The organism is Streptomyces xylophagus (assembly GCF_000716435.1).
Lineage (GTDB): Bacteria > Actinomycetota > Actinomycetes > Streptomycetales > Streptomycetaceae > Streptomyces > Streptomyces xylophagus.
On sequence record NZ_JNWO01000001.1, the window covers coordinates 751,238 to 772,809 of the forward strand.

Genomic DNA, 21,572 nt, shown 5'->3' on the forward strand with positions numbered 1-21,572 from the left:
CAGCAGCTGCCCCGACAGCAGCCGGACGGACTGGGCTGACCCCGTCTGCTTCACCGCTACGCGGCGCGGGCGGCGGCCCATGCACGATGGCCCAGGCTGAGGGTGGTGCAGGACCGATGGATCACGTGCTTGACCTTCCGCTCGGGGCAGTTCAGGGCCAGGGCGATGTCCTCGGAGCTGAGTCCGTCGGCGAGCAGTCGCAGCATCTCGGCCTCGCGCGCGTCCAGGGCGAGGCCGGACAGGCCCGACGACTGGTGGCGTAGTGCGCGCAGATCGGCTCGTAGAGAGCGGACTACCGATTCGGGTGGATCGAGATCGGTTCGGCCGTCACGCGTACGAAGCAGGGCGAGGACGATCCGGTCGAGCCCGGTGTGTGAACGCGGCAGTATGCAGACAAGTACTGCAACGGTGCTTGTTCTGAGTGCTGGGCAGTTGTCAGGGGCTGTGTCCGCGTCGTTTGTAGTGACTCAGGCGGGCTTGATATTGGCGTCGCCGACGCCACGTTGACCATCGCAGAATGTGCTCGACCGGTGCTGGCCGGCGGTCGGTGAGGCGGTGGATCAGGCGTCGGATTTCGGCGAGGCTGAGGTGGATGAGCTGGGAGGATCCGTTTCTGCTTTGTCCGTGTCCAGCTGGCGGGCCCGCAGGACGGTCAGGCAGGCGTGGGCGGCCATGGCCAGGGTCATGTGGCGGTGCCAGCCCGGGTAGCGGCAGACCTGGTAGTCGTCCAGGCCGCATTCCTGCTTAGCGGTCTGGAAGCATTCCTCGACTGCCCATCGGCTGCCCGCGATGCGGATCAGCTCGTCAAGCGTCGTGTCGGCGGGACAGGAGGCAACGTAGTAGGAGATCTCCTGGGGCCTGCTGACGCTGCGGCGGGCGAGAACCCAGTGCCGGCGGTCCTCCCGGCGCCAGGGCCGCACCTCGACGCGGGCCCAATCGAAGATCCGCCGGCCATGGGCTCCTTCACCGCAGGAACGGCGCTTCCATTTCTGCCGTGGCAGGCCGGGAAACAGGTCGTGGACGGGGTGATCGATGGACCAGCGGGTGACGACGGTGTCGTGCCGGGTGGTGGCCATGACGTGGAAGACGTCCGCCTGCTCAAGCTCGAACCGCCAGCCCTTACTGAAGCCGTAGGCAGCGTCCGCCGTCACCCAACTGAACGGGACCTTGTCGGCGATGGCCCGGCGGACCATCGCCTTGGCCATGGCCACCTTCGTCTCGAAGGCGACACTGTCGTCGATGCCGGCCCGGCGGCAGCGGTCCCGGTCGTCCGTCCAGGAGGTGGGCAGATACAGACGGCGGTCGATCAGAGTGCGTCCACGGCCGGTGGCGTAGGCGAGGAACACACCGATCTGGCTGTTCTCGGTGCGGCCGGCTGTTCCGGAGTACTGCCTTTGCACGCCGGCCGAGCGGATGCCCTTCTTGAGAAACCCGGTGTCATCGACGATCAGGACGGCATCCCGGTCCCCGAGGTGTTCCACCACGTAGTCGCGTACGTCGTCCAGGACCTCGTCGGCATCCCACTCGATCCGGTTCAGCAGCCGGTGGATGCGATCGGGGCCCGCGTGACCGGCCTCCTCCGACAGCGTCCAGCCGTTCTTCCGCTCCAGCGGCGCAACCAGCCCCCGCATATAAGCAAGCGCCGACTGACGCGGCTCCTCCCGGTTGAACCGGTGCACGAACCGCTCATGCAGTACGTCCAGCTCTCCGGCCCACAACCTGACTTCAGCAAGGTCCCCACCCATAACCACACCAACGAACCAGCTGGCCAGCAGTTACGGCAAGCACCGTTGCAGTACTAAAGGGTGTTGCACAAGGCCGTGTTCGGGCAGGCCAGAGTGGGTGAGCACAGTCTTCTGGTCATGATGCGAGGGCGAGGTTGTGCATGTGGGCGACGGCTTGGACCGCGTGATGGAGGCCGTCGCCGTGCTGTCGGCAGTCGCGGAGGATCTTGTAGTTCTTCAGGCGGCCGATGACGTGTTCCACGCGGGCGCGGACCTTGCGGTGGGCGGCGTTGTCGTCCTCCTCGCCCGGGAGCAGAGCCCGTCTGGGGCGTTTGCGGTGCGGTACCGCCATGCCGCAGTTGAGGTAGGCGCCGTCGCCGACACCGTCACGCCCTCACAGTGTCGGCTCAGCCCGGACGCACGCCAGGCGTGGGCGTCCGCCGTCGTGCCCGGCACCGGTCGTGCTGCCGCGATCACCAGCCGGGTGTCCGCGTCCACGACGACCTGCACGTTCGCTGAGAACCGGTAGTTGCGGCTGGATGCGGCCACCGACCGGTCGCGGAGCGGGATCAGCGTGCCGTCCACGATCCACATGCGTTCCGGGGCATCGGCCGGGCGGGAGACGGGCTCGATCGCGAGCAGCGGTCCCAGTCGTTGGATGACCCGGCACACGGTGGAGGAGGAGACACCGAACAGCGGGCCCAGCTGCCGCATCGTCAGATTGGTGCGGTAGTACACCGCGACCACCAGCACCCGCTCGGCCAGCGGCAGCGACCATGGCCGGCCCCGCAGGGTGCCGTTACCGCCCCGCTCCCGCACCACTTTCAACAGACGCGCGAACTGCGTCACTTGCAGCCCGGTGAATGTCTCCACCCACACCCGTTCGGCCCTCAACACCCCTGCCATACACCGGAGATGCCCAGTTCACGGCCTTGTGCAACACCCTTTAGCCATGGGCGGGACCACGAAGGTGAGTTTTGCGGACAACGGACAGACTTGAAAGGCCCTCATAACCTCTCCGCCCTGCACGGCCTCGTCCGCCTCGACGACGAACTCCTGCCGTACGAGCAGCGGATGGACGCACCGGGCCACATCGGCGTCGAGCAGCTGCACGCTCAGGCCACCGAGCTCGGCGTCCTCGGTGTCGGCGACCTGATTGCTCTGGGCGGCCGCGCCTACGTCGACGCCGTCACTGCCGTGCGGCCGGACGCCTTGCGCCCGTTGGACGGATGCCGCGGCATCGGCGAGCAGCGCTCCCGCCTCTCTCGCCTGGCCACGGCCTCCGACCCGCTCCTCCTGGCGAAGGAACTTGACGTCCGGCCGAGGCCCGACGATGTCTACTCCCGTTCCTCAGCCTTGCCTGCGGCACGCTTGAGGGACAGCTGACGGACGACCCAATGGGTCAGGGCGACTATGCCCGCTGCCGCGCAGCCGCCCAAGAACTCCGCGGCTGCGCCCTCCCACAGGCTCATACGGACCCCTCTCGCCCGGAAGGCCATCGGCCGCTGCTCTGCCGCCGCCGCTCCTGCTCCCTGATCAGCCGGAGCACCTTGCGCCGCACCCGGTCGCCGAAGGCCTGGGGGTCTTCGAGCTGACAGACCATCGCGGCCTCCGTCCACGTCGTTGCTTCGCCGGCGGCGCGGGCGAGGACGACATGCCGCTCCAGCGGCGTCAGAGCACGGAGCAGGGCACCGATGCGCTGTTGGTCTCTCGCCGAGTGGATGAGGTCCAGCTGAGGCCCTGCTTGCGCCGCCAGGAGATCGAATAGGCAGTACCCGTCTCCTAGGTCTGCGTCGAGAGACAGAACCCGGCCGTGTCGCGTGCGCCGCCGCCAGATCGGAACCAACTGCCGGTGAACAGTGCGCGCCTCGGCTCGAAGCACGCTGACGGCCTGAAGAGTCAGTTCTCGACGATCCGTCAGCGGGTCGGGCCAGTCGCCGAGGAGCGCGGTGTACACCGCCTCCCTCCACAGCGGTTCCTGAGGTAGTGCCAGAACGTTCGAGACGACACTTTCGACCCACCACGGCCGATCTTCCAGGATGCCCTCACGGGCGTTGAGCAGCCGAATCAGGTGCGGCACAGGTTTCGCGACTGCGCGCTGCGCCCGGTCGTCCATCTCCCAGTGGAACACCGGGGTCCCCGCAACCTGTCGAACCGGAGGACTGAGGATATCCAGATACGGCATCGGCGACGAGGAGTACGGATCGACCGCCGTCAGCCGGAGCGTGCCGTCCGGTTCAGCGACGGTCGGCAGGAGCCTGCTGGCCGTCACCTCAGTGCGAAGTCCCGCACGCTTCGCGTCTATGCGACACCAGTCCCTGCCGACATACAAGATCTCTGCATACCAGCGCTGCACCAACGAGAGCTGGTCGAGGAGGCGATCCCGCGCTCGCTGATGGTCAGTGAGTCCCACAGGTGTTGCCCTTCTGATAGACGGGAGCATCACTATTCGGTCCTGGGAGCAGGCCTGATCGGCAATAAATCTTGCTCGACCATCTGTGATCTACGGCACACGGTAGATCGGCGGTAGTTTCACCCCGCGGGCGCGTGCGAGCAGGTCTCCCGCTGCTGATAGACACCCGGCACGCCCGCGCCCACCGCCGTCCAGAACGGGCGGGAGTCCCGGAAATGGGCACCCAGGGTGTGCCAGGACAGTCCGGGGTATTCAAGGCGCAGCGCCTCCAGGCCCGCAGCAGCCAGTCCGCAGCGTTGGTACTTCCCCATGGTGTAGGGCCACTCGACCCACGCGAACCCGCAGCGGGCGCAGACGAGGTAGTCGACGGCAAAGGCGACATCGCCGTCGAGGTTCGCCGCCCGCTCCCTCCAGCCGGGCCGCTCCGAGGAGGGAGTGTCCTGCCACGGCGCATCCAACCGGATCACGGTCCAGCCGCCGGGCTGTCGGCCACACCTGCCGCCACTGAGCACGCGCAGGAACCGCTGCCAAGGCGTGCCGTCCGCCGCCCACACCACGTTCCGAGCCTGCGCAGCAAGGGCCGTTGCCTCTTCGCGCTCCTCAACGCCTGCCATGTCCTCCACCCTGCCCAGGCAGCCGTCAGCCTCAACACCTGCCCGTCGACTGCGAGGCGGGCCCAGCCCGACCCCAGCCAGGCCGTTCCCACCGTCTACCTGCTGTTCGCGCACGCGCCCTACTACCCGGCCGGCGTCCGGGAGATCAACACCACCGTGGTGTCGGCCGCCTCCCTGCTGCACCCCCACGTACGGCAGCCCGACGGCGCACGCATCCACGACCTCCTCGTCCACGGCCGCCGGCCCGGTCAGATCGTGCCGCTGTCCACGCTTACCCACGAACTCGACGGCGGCGCACGCTGGTCAGAGGTCGGAGACTGGGAGGCCGTCACCGAAGACCTGCTCCAGCTCATCCGCGACCGTGACTGCGACGCCCTCAGCCTGGCCCTGCCGGACGTCTCCCGGGCCCTGAGTATGCCGGCCCGCACAGCGAGGTCCGAGCCGCCGGTCCGACGACCGGAGGGCATCGGGTGTACGGGCCCATCGAGCGGATCGAAGTCCTCGCCGAGGTCCGCCAGCAACTGGCCTGGGCGGAAGCCGGATGCCCGCTGTGGCCCGGCGACAACCTGCTGCTCCCGATCAACCCCGTTGCCAGTCCCAGCTCGGCAGGCTTGCCGACGGCGTGGCTGGGTGAGGAGTTCGACGAGTTCGGCCCGGCGTAGATCACGGGCCTGGTCGAGGACGTGCTGCACTTCGTTTTCACTGCACCGCGTTGCCTGCCACGCGAATGGAGTTCGCCGAAGCGGGCAATCGTGGGCCATCGTCTCCCGTGCAAGAAAGCTGTGACGTTCCGGTGCTCCCGCGGGCCTCGCTTTGCTGTTTCTTTCACTTCCCGAAGGTCGTATACCAGCCACGCTCGGCTAGCCGCACGCGTTGGGGCTGGATGCAGCTCATGGCACGTTTCTGGCACGGCATGTACGTGGGACGAGGACGGGATGCCGGAGTCGCTTCAGGAGTCCCGAGCTTGGAACGAAGCCTGGACCATTCAGGTCAGCGAATCCTCAAATGGTGGCTAGAGGTTGCTAGAACCGAGCCGCTGGAGTGGATGGTTTGCAACTGTGGTTAATTTGACTGCTGGTTCGGTCGGTTGGCGCCGAGCTGGAACAGGTGGCCGCAAGGCTTGATGGCGGCATCCGCCCCCGCTGTCTCTGCTTTGCACCATTTGACCGCACGCGGGATGTGGCCGGATGTTGTGCTTCTTTGTTGTATACGCCATTGACCACCTGTGTTGCGTGCGGTTCTGATGAGGCGGCCGTAAGGGCGGGGTAAGAACTGCGTGAACAGTTGGGGTGGGGGATGGGGTTTTCTTGGCGTGCGCGCTCGACGGTTGGCGCGCATAGACGGGTGGTCTCGCTGGCCGTAGCAGCCGCGTTGATGGCTGCATTGCCGACACTGGCCGTACCGGCCGCCGGAGCGCACGCGGGCGACGCCACGGCCTCGGATCAGGCGACGCCGGAGGCGCGGGCGGACGCGGAGAAGGCGGCGGAGACGGGGGAACAGGTCGAGGTCGTGGGTGAACGCACGCCCTACACCACGACGTTCGCGAATCCGGACGGGGTGACGTTCACGCTGAAGGACTCCGTCGTGCCGGTGCGGACGCGCCAGGCTGATGGTTCCTGGGCGGAGCCGGACGCGACGCTGGAGGAGAGGTCGGACGGCACGGTCGGGCCGAAGGCATCCGTCGCCAAGATCTCCTTCTCCGACGGTGGGGACGGTGCCGACCTGGTGAAGTTGTCCCTCAACGGGCGTTCGCTGACCGTGGGTTGGCCCGGCACGTTGCCGAATCCGACGCTGGACGGGGACTCGGCGGTGTACGCGGATGTCCTGCCGGGCGTGGATCTGCGGCTGACCGCCACGACGGAGGGTTATCGCGAAGTGCTCGTCGTCACCTCGGCGTCGGCTGCCGCGAACCCGGAGTTGAAGGAACTCTCGTTCCCTGTGCGGGCCAACGGGCTGTCCCTGCGGGACGGCGGAGGCGGCGGCCTGTCCGCGGTCGACGACGACGGCAACGCTGTCTTCCGTGCTCCGGCAGCCCAGCAGTGGGATTCATCCGGCGACACCACCAGCACCACATCCGCCTCGTCCACGGCCTCCTCCCACTCGGCGTCCCAGGCGTCGTTCACGACGACGGCGCAGGACACTACCGCTGCGGCCACGACCGGCGGCGACGGTGAGACGACACCGGATCCGACCGAGGGGCCCAGTGACGGAGACGCCTCCACGCGCCTTCCGGTCACTGCGGGGCAGAGTGCGATCAAGGTGACCCCGGATGCGTCGATGCTCGCCGACGATTCTGCCGTGTTCCCGCAGTACATCGACCCGGATGTTGGCATGACGGCCTCCGAGCGGACGTTGCTGTCCTCGGACGGCGACACCTTCTACAACTTCTCCGGCGGGGACGATGGCAAGGGCGTCGGCTACTGCGGCACCTACGTCACCGGCGGCGTTGGGTACTACTGCGGTTCCGGCTACAAGAACCGCATGTACTTCGAGTTCTCGCCGGCGAAGCTGGCGGGGAAGCACGTCCTGGACGCCACTTTCGCGATCACGGAGAAGTGGTCGATGTCCTGTACCCCCTCCTGGGTGGATCTGGTGCGTACGGGCAACATCTCCTCCTCGACCAACTGGCCGGGCCCGACGGCGAACTGGGACCTGATGGTGGACCGCAACGTGTCCGCGGGACGCGGGTCCGCGTGCGATCCCAGCCAGCCCGCTGCCCACATCGAGTTCAACGACAGCCCCACCGAGACGAACGAGAACCTCACCTCGACCATGACGAAGTTCGCCAACGGTGACTTCTCCCGCCTGACGCTGATGCTCAAGGCGCACGACGAGACCGACCCGAACGGCTGGAAGAGGTTCGACGACAACGCGGAAATCGATGTGACGTACGTCGGTATCCCGGCGAAACCCACGAAGATCGGTCTGGTCGTCGGGGCCACCACCGGGACCACTGTCGCCTGCGAGACCAAGCAGTCGGACCCGTTGGTAGTGTCCGAGCCGAAGCCGTTGCTCCAGTCGACGCCGCAGACCGCGGCGGGCGGTGAGTCCGGTGCGTCGCTGAAGGCCGTCTACAGCGTGGACAAGTACACGGCGAGCAGTGACACATGGTCAACGGTCTTCGAGACGGCACGGCCCACCAGCGGATATGTAGGTGACAACGTCTCGCCGGGCAGCGTCCAGACGTCGACGCTGACCGAGGGAGCCCTGTACCGGTACCGGTCCTGGACGCGGTCGTACTACAACAGCGGAGGCGACTACCTGGCCGGCCCGTCCAACGCGGCGTCGGGGGCCTGGTGCTACTTCAAGGTCGACCCGACCCGTCCCAAGGCACCCGGGGTCGCCCTGTCGAGCCCGTACTCGGTGTGCGCCACCAGCTCCTGCACCGCTGCCGGAGGCCCGGGTACGCCGGTGACGTTCACGTTCACGCCGGCGTCCGGTGACACCACCAACACCGCCTACGAGTACAAGACGACGTCCTCGGCCGCATGGTCGGCACCGATCACCGGCTCGACGGCGACAGCCACCTTCACCCCACCCACCTCCGGCACCTTCAGTGTGTATGTACGAGCCACGGACTCCCTCGACTACGGGGCCCAGAACGCCGTCGACTTCCTGGTCGCGGAGGGCCCCGGCGCGATCGGCCAGTGGCACTTCGACGAAGCGAGCGGCGCTGCGCTCGACACGTCCACGACAGTGGCGGCGGAGCAGGACAACGCGACGCTCTCCTCGTCCGGCGCTTCCCGGGACGGGCGCGGCCGAAGGGGTGTGCTGACCCATGACGCCACGGGCGCAGAATTGGCGACACCGGTCACGGACACGGGCCTGACCGTGGACGGGTCGACAGGCTACGCGGCCACCTCCGGCCCGGTCGTGGAATCCCGGTCGTCGTACACGGTCGAGGCATGGGCACGGATGGCCGCCACCCCGACCCACAACTACGTGGTGCTCTCCCAGACGGGCAGTGGAAGCACGCAACCCGGCTTCGCGATCTACTACTCCACTTCCTACGGCAAGTGGATCTTCAACTGGCACTGGACCGACTCGGCCGGCACCGTACACTTCGTGCGCTCGCTCGCGGACACGGCCTCGCCGCCGGTGAAGGTGTGGATGCATCTGGCCGGGGTGTACGACACGAAGACGGGCACGATCCAGCTGTTCGTCAACGGCAAGGCCCAGGGCAGTCCGCAAGCAATACCGAGCGGGGAGCCGGAGGCGGACACCGGCCCGCTCGAGTTCGGCCGCGGCAACGGCAGCACTGCGGGGACATTCACGGATTACTTCAACGGGCAGATCGACGAGGCCCGGGTCTGGCAACAGGCCCTGTCGTCGACAGAACTGTCCACCGAGGTGCAGCTGAAGACCAACGACAGTTACGCGGCGGCCGAGTTGATGGCGGCCTGGGATCCGTCCGCGGCAACCGGCACCACGGTTGCCGACACCACCTCCGGATACGGAACGCCCCTGACTCTGTCGGGCGGGGCATCACTGGACGGGACGGGAATCGTCCTGGACGGCACCGACGACGCCGCGTCCGCGACGGGCCCGCTGGTGGACGACACCGGAGCCTTCACCGTGACCACCGCTGTACAACTGGACAGCACCGCGCTCGCGGCGAAAGCGGTGGGCTACATGGGACAGGTCCTCGGCCAGCGCAGTGCCGACGGCTCCGCCTGGGGGCTGTGGTACGAACTGACGGGCACCGACACCGACCCCGAAACGGACACCACGATCCCCGTCGGGCTCTGGCACTTCGGCCGCCTCAACACCGACGGCAGCTTCACCGGAGTGGTCTCCGACGATGTCGCCGACCTGGGGAGCGCGGTGCGCCTGACCGGTGTGTTCGACGCGCAGTCCGGCACGGCCGGCACGGCCAGCCTCTACGTGGGCGACGCGCAGAACGGCGACGCAACCGCTTACACGGCAACGCCGGGCACGGGTGACTTCGCCGTCGGAAAAGCCTACGTGAACTCCGCCTGGGGCCACTATCTGCCCGCAACGGTCAGCGACATCCGAGTCTGGGTCGGTGCCATGGCCAGCCAGCAACAGATCGTCGAGACGGTCGGGGACTGATCTCTCCCCTCTCCCTGGCGGGGCGGCACCTGCTGCCGCCCCGCCCGAGCAGGTCCAGCGCTTCCTTTGTTGATGACTTCTGACGTGTGAGGGGTTGTTGTCGTGAGTGCCGCCAGTGGTGCGAGACGCCGTAGACATCGAGTGGTCAGAGTTGCCGTGACACTCGCGCTGGCCGTGGCCGGTCTGACTCCCGTGGCCGCCCAAGCCGCGACATCCACCAGGCAGTTGGTACCCGCTGTACCGGAGCAGCGTTCCGACACCGTGAAGGCAGTCGACGGCCTGGGCGCGAAGAAGGCCAGGGCCCGGGTGGCCGCGGAAAAGGCCGCCAACAAGAAACAGGCTCAAGACGCCCTGGCGGAACAGAAGGCGACTTGGCCCAAAGCCGCCACCACCACCGCAGCCCTGCCTGCATCCGGTGCCATTCGGCTGACGGCAGGGGGACTGCCCGTGTCCTTGAGCCGCACCGCAGGAGCGAAATCCGCCTCGGGCACGGCCGGCGTCCAGGTACTCAGCCGCAAGGCCGCAGCCGCCGCGGGTATCAAAGGCGTGCTGCTGACCGCCGGCGCGAGCGACGACGGCAACGCCAAAATCAGCGTCGACTACAGTGCATTCGCCTCGGCCTACGGCGGTGACTGGGCAGGCCGCTTGCACCTCGTACAACTGCCGGCCTGTGCCCTGACCACTCCGGACAAAGCCGCCTGCCGAGCTCAGACGTCCCTGGACTCGCACAACAGCATCAGCGGCCAGAGCGTGTCCGCCACAGTGCCGTTGGGACAGTCCCCCGCAGAACAGGGTGACGCACGGGCATCTCGCTCCGGTGTCCGTACGACCGTACTGTCCCAGGACACGACTTCCGCAGCCACCGTGCTCGCGCTGACAGCCGCTTCGGGAGAGTCGGCATCCGGATCGGGCAACTATTCCGCCTCGCCCCTTTCCTCGTCGTCGAGTTGGCAGGCCGGCGGCTCCTCCGGGGCGTTCACCTGGAGCTATCCGCTGTCCACGCCGCCGGCGGCGGCGGGCCCGTCGCCCTCGCTCTCCCTGGGGTACGACTCGGGCAGCACCGACGGCAAGACGGCGTCCACCAACAACCAGTCCACCCAGGTCGGCGAGGGCTTCGGCCTGAGCGAGTCGTCGTACATCGAGCGGTCGTACGCCTCCTGTGACGACGACGGCCAGGACGGCAAACACGACGAGTGCTGGAAGTACGACAACGCCTCGCTCGTCCTCAACGGCAAGTCCACCGAACTGGTCAAGAACGACACCAACGGGGCCTGGCACCTCAAGGACGACGACGCATCCACCGTCACCCACTCCACCGGCGCCGACAATGACGACGACGGTGAGACCGGGATCGACGGCAAGGGCGAGTACTGGACCGTCACCACCGGCGACGGCACCCAGTACAAGTTCGGGCTCAACAAACTCCCCGGCGCCGACACGCAGCGCACCAACTCGGTGTGGACCACGCCGGTCTTCGGCGACGACTCCGGCGAGCCCGGCTACGACCAGGGATCCGGCTTCGCCGATCGTTCGTTCAACCAGGCCTGGCGCTGGAACCTCGACTACGTCGTCGACCTGCACGGCAACGCCATGTCGTACTGGTACACGGCCGAGACGAACTACTACCCCAAGAACGGCGCCTCGACCGCCAACACCAAGTACACCCGCGGCGGACACCTGGACAAGATCCTCTACGGCCAGCGTGCGAGCACCCTGTTCACTGGGACCGACTCGGACGAGGTGACGTTCTCCTACGACGAGCGGTGCACCGCCTCGGACTGCTCCTCGCTGACCGACTCGACGTCGGACAACTGGCCGGACGTGCCGTACGACACCATCTGCGCCAGCGGGGACGACGACTGCAACACCGACAGCCCGTCGTTCTTCACCCGCAAACGCCTCACCAGCATCGACACGTTCGCCTACTCGGCCACGGCCTCGAAGCTCGTTGCGGTGGACTCCTGGGCGCTGACCCAGGAGTTCAAGGATGGCCAGGACATTGATGACACCTCCGACCAGACCCTGGTGCTCTCCTCGATCCAGCACACCGGCAAGAACGGCACCGCCCTCAAGCTGGATCCGGTCACCTTCACCTACCAACTGCGGCCCAACCGGGTGGACTCCACCTCCGACGACATCCTGAAGCTCAGCATGCCGCGTATCTCCACCATCACCTCCGAGACCGGCGGCATCACCACGGTCACCCTGTCCGACCCGGAGTGTGTACGCGGCTCGAACATGCCCTCGTCCGAGGACAACGACACCCTGAGCTGCTACCCCACGTACTGGCACATCAACGGTGCTGTCGAATCCTTGCTCGACTGGTTCCACAAGTACCGGGTCACCGCCGTGCTCAGCACCGACCCGCTCGGTTTCGGCCAGGGTGTCGAGAACTCCTACAGCTACTCCGACCCGGCCTGGCACTACAACTTCGACCCGCTGGTCCCGGCCGACGAGCGGACCTGGTCGCAGTGGCGCGGCTACGGCAAGGTCACCACGACCACCGGCGCCGCCGGATCCACCCAGTCGAAGACCGTCAGCCTGTACATGCAGGGCATGGACGGCGACAAACAGTCCGACGGCACCACCGCCTCCGCCACCCGCACCGGCCTCGACGTCTCGGGCCTGGACGTCGCCGATATCGCCGACAGCGACCAGTACGCCGGAACCCTGCGTGAGCAGGTCACCTACAACGGCGCCACTCCGGTCACGGTGACGGTCAACTCCCCCTGGTCCAAGCTGACCGCCAGCCAGCAGAAGTCCTACGCCAGCATCAAGGCGTACTACGTCCGTACCGGCCAGAGCTCCACCTCCACCTACCTCACGGCCTCCGCGACCTGGCGCACCCGCACCACGAGCACCACCTACGACGACTACGGCATGGCCACGCAGGTCAACGACACCGGCCAGACCGGCGTCAGCGGCGACAACACCTGCACCCGCACCTGGTACGCCCGCAACACCGGCATCGGCCTGACCAACCTCGTCTCGCGCACCCGAGCCGTGGGCCAGGACTGCTCCGTCGCCGAAACCGACCTGGCGCTGCCGACTTCCTCGGCCTCCCGCGGCGATGTGCTCTCCGACGCCGCCACGGTCTACGACAACACCTCGGCGACCGCCTGGTCCGCCACCCAGACCCCGACCCTCGGTGAGGCCACCTGGACCGGACGGGCCGCCGCCTACCCGGCCACGGCCACCAACGGCGAGCGTTCCCCGAGTACTTGGCAGACCGTCGCGAAGACCACCTTTGACGACAGCGGAGGCACAGCCGGCCTCGGCCGTCGGCTGACCGTCACCGACACGGCCGGCAACACCACCGCGACCGCCTACACACCCACCGACTCCGGCCCGCTGACCAGGACCAAGGTCACCAACGCCAAGTCGCAGGCCACCTACACGTACACCGACTACGCCTCGGGTCTGCCCACCAAGGTCTACGACGTCAACAACAAGATCACCGAGACCAGTTACGATGCACTGGGCCGCAAGACCGCGACCTGGCTGTCCAACCGCTCCCACTCCGGGAACCAGACCCCGAACTACACCTACGCCTACAGCGTCACCAACGACACCCTGTCATGGGAGTCGACCTCGACCCTGAGGGCCGACGGAACCACCTACAACACCACGTACTCCATCTTCGACTCCCTCCTGCGGCCCCTGCAGACGCAGTCCCCGACCCCCGAGGGCGGACGCCTGCTCACCGACACCCGCTACGACAGCAGGGGCCTGGCCTACGAGACCTACGCGGACGTCTACGACTCCGCCCACCTCCCCAGCGGTTCCTACGCACGAGCGGTATCCGGAGGCGCGCCCAAACAGACCGAGACCGTCTTCGACGGCGCGGGCCGGGCCACCAGCAGCAGCCTGTACGTGATCGGTGTCAAGAAGTGGACCACGAGCACCAGTTACACCGGTGACTCCACCGCGACGACCGCGCTGAACGGAGGTTCGGCGACCCGCACGATCACCGACATCTTCGGCAACACCGTCGAGAAGCGGGCCTATGCGGGCACCGACCCCGCAGACGCCGCCTACGGCACCGGGCCCGGAGCCACGTACACGTCCACCAAGTACAAGAACACCCTGGACGGCAAGCCCTCCACGGTCACCGGACCGGATGGCGCCCAATGGTCGTACGTGTACGACCTGTTCGGCCGGCAGAGCTCGGCCACCGACCCGGACCTGGGCACCACGGCCACCACCTACACGGCCCTGGACCAGACGGACACCACCACAGACAACCGCGGCACGCAACTGCTGTACGGCTACGACGTGCTGGGCCGCAAGACCGACCAGTGGCAGACCTCCAAGACGGACGCGAACAAGCTGGCCCACTGGGACTACGACACCCTCGCCAAGGGCCAGTTGGACGACTCGATCAGCTACGTCGGCGGCAGCGGCACCACCGGCAGTGCTTACACCCGCAAGGTCACCGCCTACGACAGCCTCTACCACGCCACGGGCAGCCAACTGACCCTGCCGTCCAGCGACCCACTCGTCGCCTCCGGTGCGGTTGCTTCGGCGCCCCTGGCCACCACCTCGTACTACAACATCGACGGCACCCAGCAGTACTACACGGAACCCGCCGCCGGCGGCCTCAGCAGCGAGATCGTGGACTCCGAGTACAACGGCCTCGGAATGGTGACCAACGTCGGTGGCGCCACCGGTTATCTCCTGGCCGCCGACTACAACGCCATCGGACAGGTCAAGCAGTACGCCCTGGGCACCTCAACGGCCTCCACGGCCAAGCAGGCGTACATCACCAACACCTACGAGCAGGGCACCGACCGGCTCACCCGAAGCCTCACCACCGACGCCACCCGCAGCGTCCAGGACCTGAGCTTCACCTACGACGACGCCGGCGATGTCACCTCGACCTTCGACTCCGCCAACCTGTCCGGCACCGGCGCGACCGACTACCAGTGCTTCACCTACGACGGCTACCAGCGCCTCACCGACGCCTGGACCCCGTCCACCGCCTCCTGCGCCACCAGCGGCCGCACCACGACCAACCTGGGCGGAGCCTCCCCATACTGGACCACCTACGGCTATACCAGCAGCGGCCTGCGCACGACGGAAAGAACGCAGACCGGCACCGGAGACTCCTCCCGCACGTACTGCTACAGCGCCACCACGCCCCACCAGCTCATCGCGACCACCGCCGCCACCTCCTGCACCGGTGTGAGCGCCACCTACGGCTACGACAAGTCCGGTGACACGACCACCCGTCCCAACGGCACCGACACTCAGGCGCTGACCTGGAACGCCACCGGGGGCCTCGACACAGTCACGGAGAAGTCCAGCACCGGCACCGTCAAGAGCACGACCAGCCACGTCTACGACGCCGACGGCAACCTCCTCATCCGCCGTAACACCAGCGGTGAGACCGTCCTCTACCTGGGTGCCACCGAGGTCCACCTGGACACCTCGACCTCGACGGCCAAGTACTGGGCCCAGCGCTACTACGGCACCGGACGCGCCACCATCGCCCTGCGCACCAACAAGAGCGGAACCCAGACCCTCTCCTACCTCTCCGGTGACCCGCACGGCACGTCGACGGTCAGTCTCGACGCCACCACTCAGGCCGTCACGAAGCGCTACCTGACCCCGTTCGGGGCCGCGCGTTCCGGCGGTACCGGTGTCTGGGCCGACGACAAGACCTTCCTCGGCAAGACCACCGATCCCACGACCAGCCTCACCTACGTCGGCGCCCGCGAGTACGACTCCGCGATCGGCCGATTCCTCAGCGTCGATCCCGTCCTCGACACCGGCGACGCCCAGTCCCTCAACGGCTATACCTACGCCGACAACAGCCCCGTCACCGGCAGCGACCCCACGGGGCTGATGAATGTGCCGGATCCTGGCGGGAGTGGCGGATCAAGCGACGGAGGGAACAAGCAGTGCCCGCCCTTCTGCAGCGCTGACGGTCAGCCGCATGGCCCCAGCACTTCCACCGGGGGCAGCAACAGGAATCCCGACGGCACCCCCGGAGGCGGCACCGTCTCCACGAACAGTCAGGGGAACGTCAACGGAGGTGGCGGTGGCGTCTTGGGCTGGGTCAGTGATGTCGCCAAGACCTTCGTAGGCCAGGCCAAATCGACCGTTGTCACCATCTTCCAAGCCCCCGTTCAGCAGTTCCTCGCCGATAAGAACTGCTTGCTCGACGGCGACGGCTGCACAGACCTGCTCACCCAGCTGCTCATGAGCTCCAATCCGGCCCTCGCTGGCGCGGCAGCGGTGACATCGCGCGGCGAGGAGATATACGGCGACTACGCGGCTGGCAAGAGCGCCGAAGGCACCGGAAAGCTGCTCTTCGACATAGCCCTCCTCCTGGGAACACGAGGCGCCGGCGCCGAGACCGAAGCCGAAGTCGGCGCAGGCAAAGCCATTCCGTGCAGTTTCACCCCCGCCACCCCGGTCCTGATGGCTGACGGCAAGACCAAGCCAATCGGCGACATCAAGACCGGCGACAAGGTCGAGGCCGCCGACCCTGCCAACGGCAAGCACCAGGGCCTCCGTACGGTCACGGCCACTCACGTCAACCACGACTACGACCTCGTCGACCTCAAGATCCAACTGGGCGACGGAACGACGGAAACCCTCCACACCACGTCCAAGCACCCCTTCTGGGACGACACCCTCCACACCTGGGTCCCCGCCGGCCAACTCCTCGCAGGCCACGCCCTCAACACCGCCGATGACCGCCACGTCCACGTCACGAACATCGCTCTGCGCCCCGGCGACCGCGACATGTACAACCTGACGGTCGAGGAACTGCATACGTACTATGTGCTTGGCGGGCCCGCTCCCGTTCTGGTCCACAACTGTGATCCAAGCTTCAATTCTCCGATGTCCGCTGTGAACCATTATCTGAAACACGCGTTTGGTGTTGCGCGGAACAAAAAGGGAAACTATAGCAAGACCGTGGTCCCGACGAACCCGGAATTCAACGGACCCAATGGGTTTGCAGAATACAAGCAGGCGGCTGGTGATCTCTTGCGTGGCCCCTATAGGCCTGGACATCCGGATGATCACCTTTCATCGGCTGGAACGCTATTCCGGAAAGACCCGGTGACGGGGAATTTTGGAATCCTCAATAGTGGAGGCGGTATAAGCACCTTCTTCCGCCCGGTAGGCGACTTGGAGTCGTATTTCGGGGAGCAGGTCCAGAGTTTCCCCTAGTGAAATAGGGAACCCGGGTGCAGGATGCAGATTCTGTACCCGGGTTTGGTTCGTGTTAGTTGAAGAAAAATGAGCCGGATGGAGACAATGTGAAAGGCTCGGAATTCTATGAGCGATACCAGGAGATTGGTCTAGCCGTCAAACGTAAGGGGCCCGTTAGGCCGGAGGTTGATCTGCGTGAGTGGAAACAATTCGTTGATGGTTGCGTGGCAGGATATGATGACAATCTTGCCGAATATCAAGGCGATTTGTGGATCCGAAGGAACATTCAGCTCGCACTTGATGATGAAGAGCTGAGGGGGATGGAAGGGTATTCTGTATTCCGTGAAGCGGTTGGTCGGGTAGATGAGGTATTCAAGTCGGTTGCTACGGTGGCTTTTCCCGGCAGGGATCCGTCTGGATTTGCGTGGTGGAATCTAGTCGTTCCTCGGTATGGCGGGGAAGAATTTGCTTCTGATCTTCGGAGGGAATGCGGAGTGGTCATCCCGGTGAGAGAAGGGTAGGAAATATCGGTGAGTCGCGCAGACGCCCGCCAACTGTTGTCCAGAATCGGTCTGTCTCGAAACGTGAGCACACCTCCGGGGTGAGCCCGTCCTGCATCTCGGTGCCAATCCGATTCGACGGACAGAGTTTGCGGGACTGACTCAATCCGGATGCTGCTGTGGCAGCCCTCGCCGGGGGAGCTAAGCGACTTACTGATGGTTACAGAATGAGTTGTGATGGCTGGGGTACAGGCGCGGCCTGGAGTGGGCCGTCCACGGGTCGTGCCACGGCCGGACGCCGACGTGCGTCTCCCGGCATTGGTATGTCAGCGGCACTCGCTATCGTCCAGGCCATGACCTCAAGTGATCATCTGCTAGACCTGATTCAGGACACCCCGGAGATCGATCTGCTGCTGCGGTCATCGTTCGGTTTCGACATCCACCAGAAGCACTGTGGCGATGGCTTCAGGCTCGCATCGGGTGCGCTGCTGGAAGTGATCGCCGGGGAGTTCGGTGGTGGGGCGTACTTCCTGTGCGCTGAGCAGAACGGCCGCCGACCGGTGGTGTTCGCGAGTTCCGAAGGTGAGTGCGGGCTACTCGGCGATGACCTGGCGGACGCGTTGGAGATCATCATCGGGCTGGAGTGGCGGGACTGTCTCTCCTTCTCGGGCGGTGGCGATGTGGAGGTCATGCAGAACTCCGCTCAACACCTTGAACGGTCCCGTGACAAGCACAACCCGGACATCGAGAACGAAGCTGCCCAGGTGGCCGCGGCACTGTCGCTACGTGTTGTCCCCGTCGCTGACCTCGTCATCCGGTTGCATGCAGCCGCCTCGAAGACCGAACCGGAATATGTGGTGATCGACGACGACGGGCAGACGTTCGACCAACCGTTCGGCGAGCACTTTGAGCCTCGCCACGGTGGCTGGCGCTGAACCCGACCGGCCGCTGACGCCTGTCGCATCGGCACCGGCATCTCGGTCGGCATCTGACAATGCGTCGGGCAGACTCTTCTACGTGTCTGCCGACCTTGTTTCCGACGATCTCTGGGAACGCATAGCTCCACTCCTTCCAGCCCAGCCCAGCCTCCCCGACGCCATCGCCACCCCGGCCGACTGCCGATATCGGACCGAACCGCACTGGCTGGCATCGTCTACGTACTACGCAAAGGCGTGGCCTGGCGCGATGTGCCCATCCAGGTCGTTGGCTGTTCAGGGGTGACGGCCTGGCGTCGGCTCCGGGACTGGACTGAGGCTGGCGCCTGGCACCGCTTGCACGAGGTCCTTCTGGCCGAGCTGCGAGCCGCGGGTCTCCTGGAGATGGACGACTCGGCGATCGACAGCTCACACCTCCGGGCGCTCAAAGGGGGGCTCACACCGGACCTTCACCGGTCGACCGAGGGAAGCCGGGCAGCAAGCATCACCTAATGGTGGCTCACGGGGCCGGCGAACCCGTCTGATCACAGGGCTCCAGACCCGGTGGTGCTTCAGGCTTCACCGACCCCGTGAGCCACCATTAGGTGGTGTTTCGAGCCGGCCACGCCTCGGCCGACCGGCGAGGGGCCCGTGTCCATCCCCCTTTTAGCGCTCTGACGTGGGAGGAGTCGACAACGCAGCGGGACCAGTCCAGCCGGGAGGCCGCGTTCAGCTCAGCCGGCAAAACCTCGTGCAGCCGCTGCCACACACCGGCCTCGTTCCAGTCCCGCAGCCGTCGCCGGCACGTCATGCCCGAGCCGAGGCCGAGGTCTTGCGGCAGGTACTCCCACTGAATTCCGGTGTGCAGCACGTACAAGATCCCGCACAGCACGTCCCGGTCGGGCAACGGCTTGCGGCCTGGGTACCGGAACCTGCGCTCACGCTGCGGAAGCAGCGGCTCCAAGTGGTCCCACAGTTCATCCGACACGATCCACGGCGACGTCCCCACACCAGACCGAACGCTCAACTCCCGCACCAGTCACGGCAGCCAGGACCGATCCACCTCTTTGTGTTAGCCATTGTAAGGCGCCGGTGGCATTTCGCTCAAGGTCGGAGCAGGCTCGTGGGTGAGTCGGGTGATACGAGAGCGGCAACCGCCGCGTAGTCCTCAAGTATCTGCAACAGATGAGGGATCGGGACCAACTCGCGTTCGCGCCGTACGAAGGGCCCGATTGCTTCCCACGTGCGGATGATCCTGTTGTTTAGTGTGATCAAGTACCGGTCGTCGATGATGTCCAACCGCCTGAGTACCACGAAGTTGTGCAGGAAGAAGGCGACGTCGTAGATGGCCTCCTGAGCCTCTCCGGGCAGGCCGGAGATACCAAGGGCAGGATCATGCTCAGTTGTGAGCCGATTGACGATGTACCAGTGGTGTTGATGGAACGTTGCTGAACGGAAATGATTGAGCAACTCCAGGTATGCCGGTAGGTAGTTGGCGCGTTTCATGGACGACACTTGCTGAAAGGCGAAGTAGGTCGAACTCAGTAACGCCAGTACCGACAAGCCGATTGCCAAGAAGTTGAGCATGATCCGGCTCCCCTACTGTACTTGGGAGCCTGCACGTCAAGGGACACAGTCCGTGGCGCCGACTCCCGAGAGGTTGGCTGGCCTGGTTGCACCACCTCGACTAGGGGTGGGTGTAGTCGATCGCGGGTGGCTCAGCGTACTCGTCAAGCTCGGGAAGATTCACGACGATTGGGTCGACGCCTGATCGAACAGCGGCCACGACCGTCTCGTATTCGGATGAGGCGTTGATCTCTTGATGGATGACGTGCGCGGGGATGAACAACACGAAGTCACCGGGCCCTGCTTCGGCGGCATTCTCCAGCTTGTCGCCCCACCTGAGGCGGGCCTTGCCGCTGATGACATAGATGACTGTCTCTTGGTCTCCGTGGTGATGGGCGCCCGTGGCAGCACCTGGTTGAATGGTTCCACGGAAGGCCGACAGGTGGGCTGCATCGGGATTGCGGCCGTCGAAGGAAACCTCACGGATCACACCAGGAGTCTGAGGTGTTTTGCCGTCAAGACGATCGCTGTGTATGACGCGGATCTGGGAGACGGGGTGGATGTCGCTCATGGGATTCGATCTCCGGGGTGGGCGGCGATGAGGCGGTGGCGCGCCGTAAGGCTGCCCACTGGGAGCACCAAGGAAGCTCGGATTCGAGGCATCCGATTCTCCGTGCAGCTATCACACTCTTACCGGATGCTCGTGCTTTTCCCCATGCCTGCGAAAGCGGCCTTGGCACTCGCTTCGCACACCAATACCCAACATTGCAGCGACAGTCTGCGATCCCAGAGACCAAACCCTAGAACGGACGTTGGTCTTCCGGGATTTGCACGGCGATGGTGGAGCGTTTTTCGGCCGGTGAGCTGCCTTGGCGTGCGGCCCAGGGTTCGTCGGAGCGCATCCAGGCGGGTAGGCCGGGTGGCAGGTCGCCTTCGGGGATGGTGCCGAGGTCGGCGGGCGTGAGGCTGTCGCCGTACGGGGTGAGGGGGCGCTCGGTGTCAGGGGCGATGGTGGTGTGCAGGGCGGTCAGAGCCCCGTTCCAGTTGGTCGTGAGCTGTTTCATGACGGTCGCGGCGTCGCTACCGGAGGCTGCCGCGCTGTCGGGGTAGGTGGGGTGCAGGATGTGCTGGTAGGCGCCGTCGTAGGCGGCGCTGCCGGGCGTGTTGCGCCAGGTGTGGAAGGCGGTGTCGGCCAGGCCGCCGAGCGCGATGACGGCTTCGATCTGGTTGTGGGTGATGAGGGCGTCGAGCCAGGCGTGGCGGTAGCGGGCGATGTCGGGGTCGGTGGCGTGGGCGGTGCCGCCGTGTTGGCCGTAGACGCTGTACAGGAATGTGTTGATCAGGACGTAACTGCTGTCGATGCCCAGCTTGTTGAGGAAGCCCTGGAAGCGGCGGCCGGCGGTGCCGACCAGGATGCGGCGGGTGATGGCTTCGTGGGCGGCGGGGTCCTGGCCGATGACGAGGACGCGGGCGGTGCCGTCGAGCCGGCCGCGGTGGAAGATCGGGCCCCATTCGACGCGGAAGTCCTTGGCGGGGTAGATGTCCGGGCCGGGGTAGTCGCCGACCAGGGCGGCGTATGGGGCCTGGGCGTAGCCGGGGTC

13 protein-coding genes and 3 pseudogenes are annotated in these 21,572 nt (G+C 66.1%); 7 read left to right on the forward strand and 9 right to left on the reverse strand.

Annotation, left to right across the window (positions count from 1 at the left end):
• Positions 1 to 56: 56 nt before the first annotated feature.
• The 3 genes and pseudogenes from OO70_RS56785 to OO70_RS03350 form a co-directional block, all read right to left on the reverse strand.
• Entirely contained in the window at positions 57 to 389 is a 333-nt protein-coding gene (locus OO70_RS56785) for a LuxR C-terminal-related transcriptional regulator (protein WP_324604831.1), read from the reverse strand.
• A 171-nt stretch (positions 390 to 560) separates the two neighbouring features.
• The gene (locus OO70_RS03345) at positions 561 to 1,745 is read right to left on the reverse strand and encodes an IS701 family transposase (protein ID WP_043663316.1); all 1,185 of its coding nucleotides are present in this window, start codon (positions 1,743 to 1,745) and stop codon (positions 561 to 563) included.
• A gap of 115 nt (positions 1,746 to 1,860) precedes the next feature.
• A pseudogene (locus tag OO70_RS03350) lies at positions 1,861 to 2,630 on the reverse strand (transposase family protein).
• A gap of 90 nt (positions 2,631 to 2,720) precedes the next feature.
• Here OO70_RS03350 and OO70_RS03355 point away from each other — a divergent pair.
• Positions 2,721 to 3,110, forward strand: a complete 390-nt coding sequence (locus OO70_RS03355; protein WP_051740547.1) for a hypothetical protein — start codon at positions 2,721 to 2,723, stop codon at positions 3,108 to 3,110.
• 82 nt (positions 3,111 to 3,192) lie between these two features.
• Here OO70_RS03355 and OO70_RS03360 read toward each other — a convergent pair whose 3' ends face one another.
• Together OO70_RS03360 and OO70_RS52050 are read right to left on the reverse strand one after the other, a co-directional pair.
• Positions 3,193 to 4,137, reverse strand: coding sequence for a hypothetical protein (locus tag OO70_RS03360; protein WP_051740549.1), 945 nt, complete (start codon positions 4,135 to 4,137; stop codon positions 3,193 to 3,195).
• Between the two features lie 119 nt (positions 4,138 to 4,256).
• A complete protein-coding gene (locus tag OO70_RS52050) occupies positions 4,257 to 4,751 on the reverse strand; it encodes a hypothetical protein (protein WP_078651233.1) in 495 nt (164 codons plus the stop codon).
• A 470-nt stretch (positions 4,752 to 5,221) separates the two neighbouring features.
• Here OO70_RS52050 and OO70_RS54405 point away from each other — a divergent pair, with 470 nt between their 5' ends.
• The 6 genes and pseudogenes from OO70_RS54405 to OO70_RS03395 all read left to right on the forward strand — a co-directional run.
• Positions 5,222 to 5,413: a hypothetical protein gene (locus tag OO70_RS54405; RefSeq protein WP_043663321.1), complete on the forward strand. Its 192-nt coding sequence runs from the start codon at positions 5,222 to 5,224 to the stop codon at positions 5,411 to 5,413.
• A gap of 712 nt (positions 5,414 to 6,125) precedes the next feature.
• Positions 6,126 to 9,824 (forward strand): LamG domain-containing protein, encoded by a 3,699-nt coding sequence (locus OO70_RS03380; RefSeq protein WP_043663324.1) that lies wholly within the window; start codon positions 6,126 to 6,128, stop codon positions 9,822 to 9,824.
• 156 nt (positions 9,825 to 9,980) lie between these two features.
• Entirely contained in the window at positions 9,981 to 17,009 is a 7,029-nt protein-coding gene (locus OO70_RS03385; protein ID WP_051740551.1) for a polymorphic toxin-type HINT domain-containing protein, read from the forward strand.
• Between the two features lie 89 nt (positions 17,010 to 17,098).
• Positions 17,099 to 17,512, forward strand: coding sequence for a hypothetical protein (locus tag OO70_RS54410; RefSeq protein ID WP_158711406.1), 414 nt, complete (start codon positions 17,099 to 17,101; stop codon positions 17,510 to 17,512).
• A gap of 332 nt (positions 17,513 to 17,844) precedes the next feature.
• On the forward strand, positions 17,845 to 18,426 hold the full coding sequence (locus OO70_RS03390) for a hypothetical protein (protein WP_063749675.1): 582 nt from the start codon (positions 17,845 to 17,847) through the stop codon (positions 18,424 to 18,426).
• 82 nt (positions 18,427 to 18,508) lie between these two features.
• A pseudogene (locus OO70_RS03395) lies at positions 18,509 to 18,920 on the forward strand (transposase); the annotation flags it as partial.
• A gap of 84 nt (positions 18,921 to 19,004) precedes the next feature.
• On the opposite strand, the pseudogene OO70_RS03400 reads toward OO70_RS03395, so the two are convergent.
• From OO70_RS03400 to OO70_RS03415, 4 genes and pseudogenes are all read right to left on the reverse strand, one after another.
• Positions 19,005 to 19,441, reverse strand: a pseudogene (locus OO70_RS03400) (transposase); the annotation flags it as partial.
• Positions 19,442 to 19,509: 68 nt separating this feature from the next.
• Complete coding sequence (locus OO70_RS03405) at positions 19,510 to 19,992, reverse strand: hypothetical protein (RefSeq protein WP_043663330.1); 483 nt, start codon at positions 19,990 to 19,992, stop codon at positions 19,510 to 19,512.
• A gap of 100 nt (positions 19,993 to 20,092) precedes the next feature.
• Complete coding sequence (locus OO70_RS03410) at positions 20,093 to 20,542, reverse strand: cupin domain-containing protein (RefSeq protein WP_043663333.1); 450 nt, start codon at positions 20,540 to 20,542, stop codon at positions 20,093 to 20,095.
• A 229-nt stretch (positions 20,543 to 20,771) separates the two neighbouring features.
• The coding region (locus OO70_RS03415) for a uracil-DNA glycosylase family protein (protein WP_043663335.1) at positions 20,772 to 21,572 on the reverse strand (801 nt) is incomplete at its 5' end.

Coding starts and splice junctions, on each gene's coding strand:
- OO70_RS03345 (WP_043663316.1), bottom strand. CDS start 1,745: ATGGGTGGGGACCTTGCTGAAGTCAGGTTGTGGGCCGGAGAGCTGGAC.
- OO70_RS52050 (WP_078651233.1), bottom strand. CDS start 4,751: ATGGCAGGCGTTGAGGAGCGCGAAGAGGCAACGGCCCTTGCTGCGCAG.
- OO70_RS03380 (WP_043663324.1), top strand. CDS start 6,126: ATGGCTGCATTGCCGACACTGGCCGTACCGGCCGCCGGAGCGCACGCG.
- OO70_RS03390 (WP_063749675.1), top strand. CDS start 17,845: ATGACCTCAAGTGATCATCTGCTAGACCTGATTCAGGACACCCCGGAG.
- OO70_RS03405 (WP_043663330.1), bottom strand. CDS start 19,992: ATGCTCAACTTCTTGGCAATCGGCTTGTCGGTACTGGCGTTACTGAGT.
- OO70_RS03410 (WP_043663333.1), bottom strand. CDS start 20,542: ATGAGCGACATCCACCCCGTCTCCCAGATCCGCGTCATACACAGCGAT.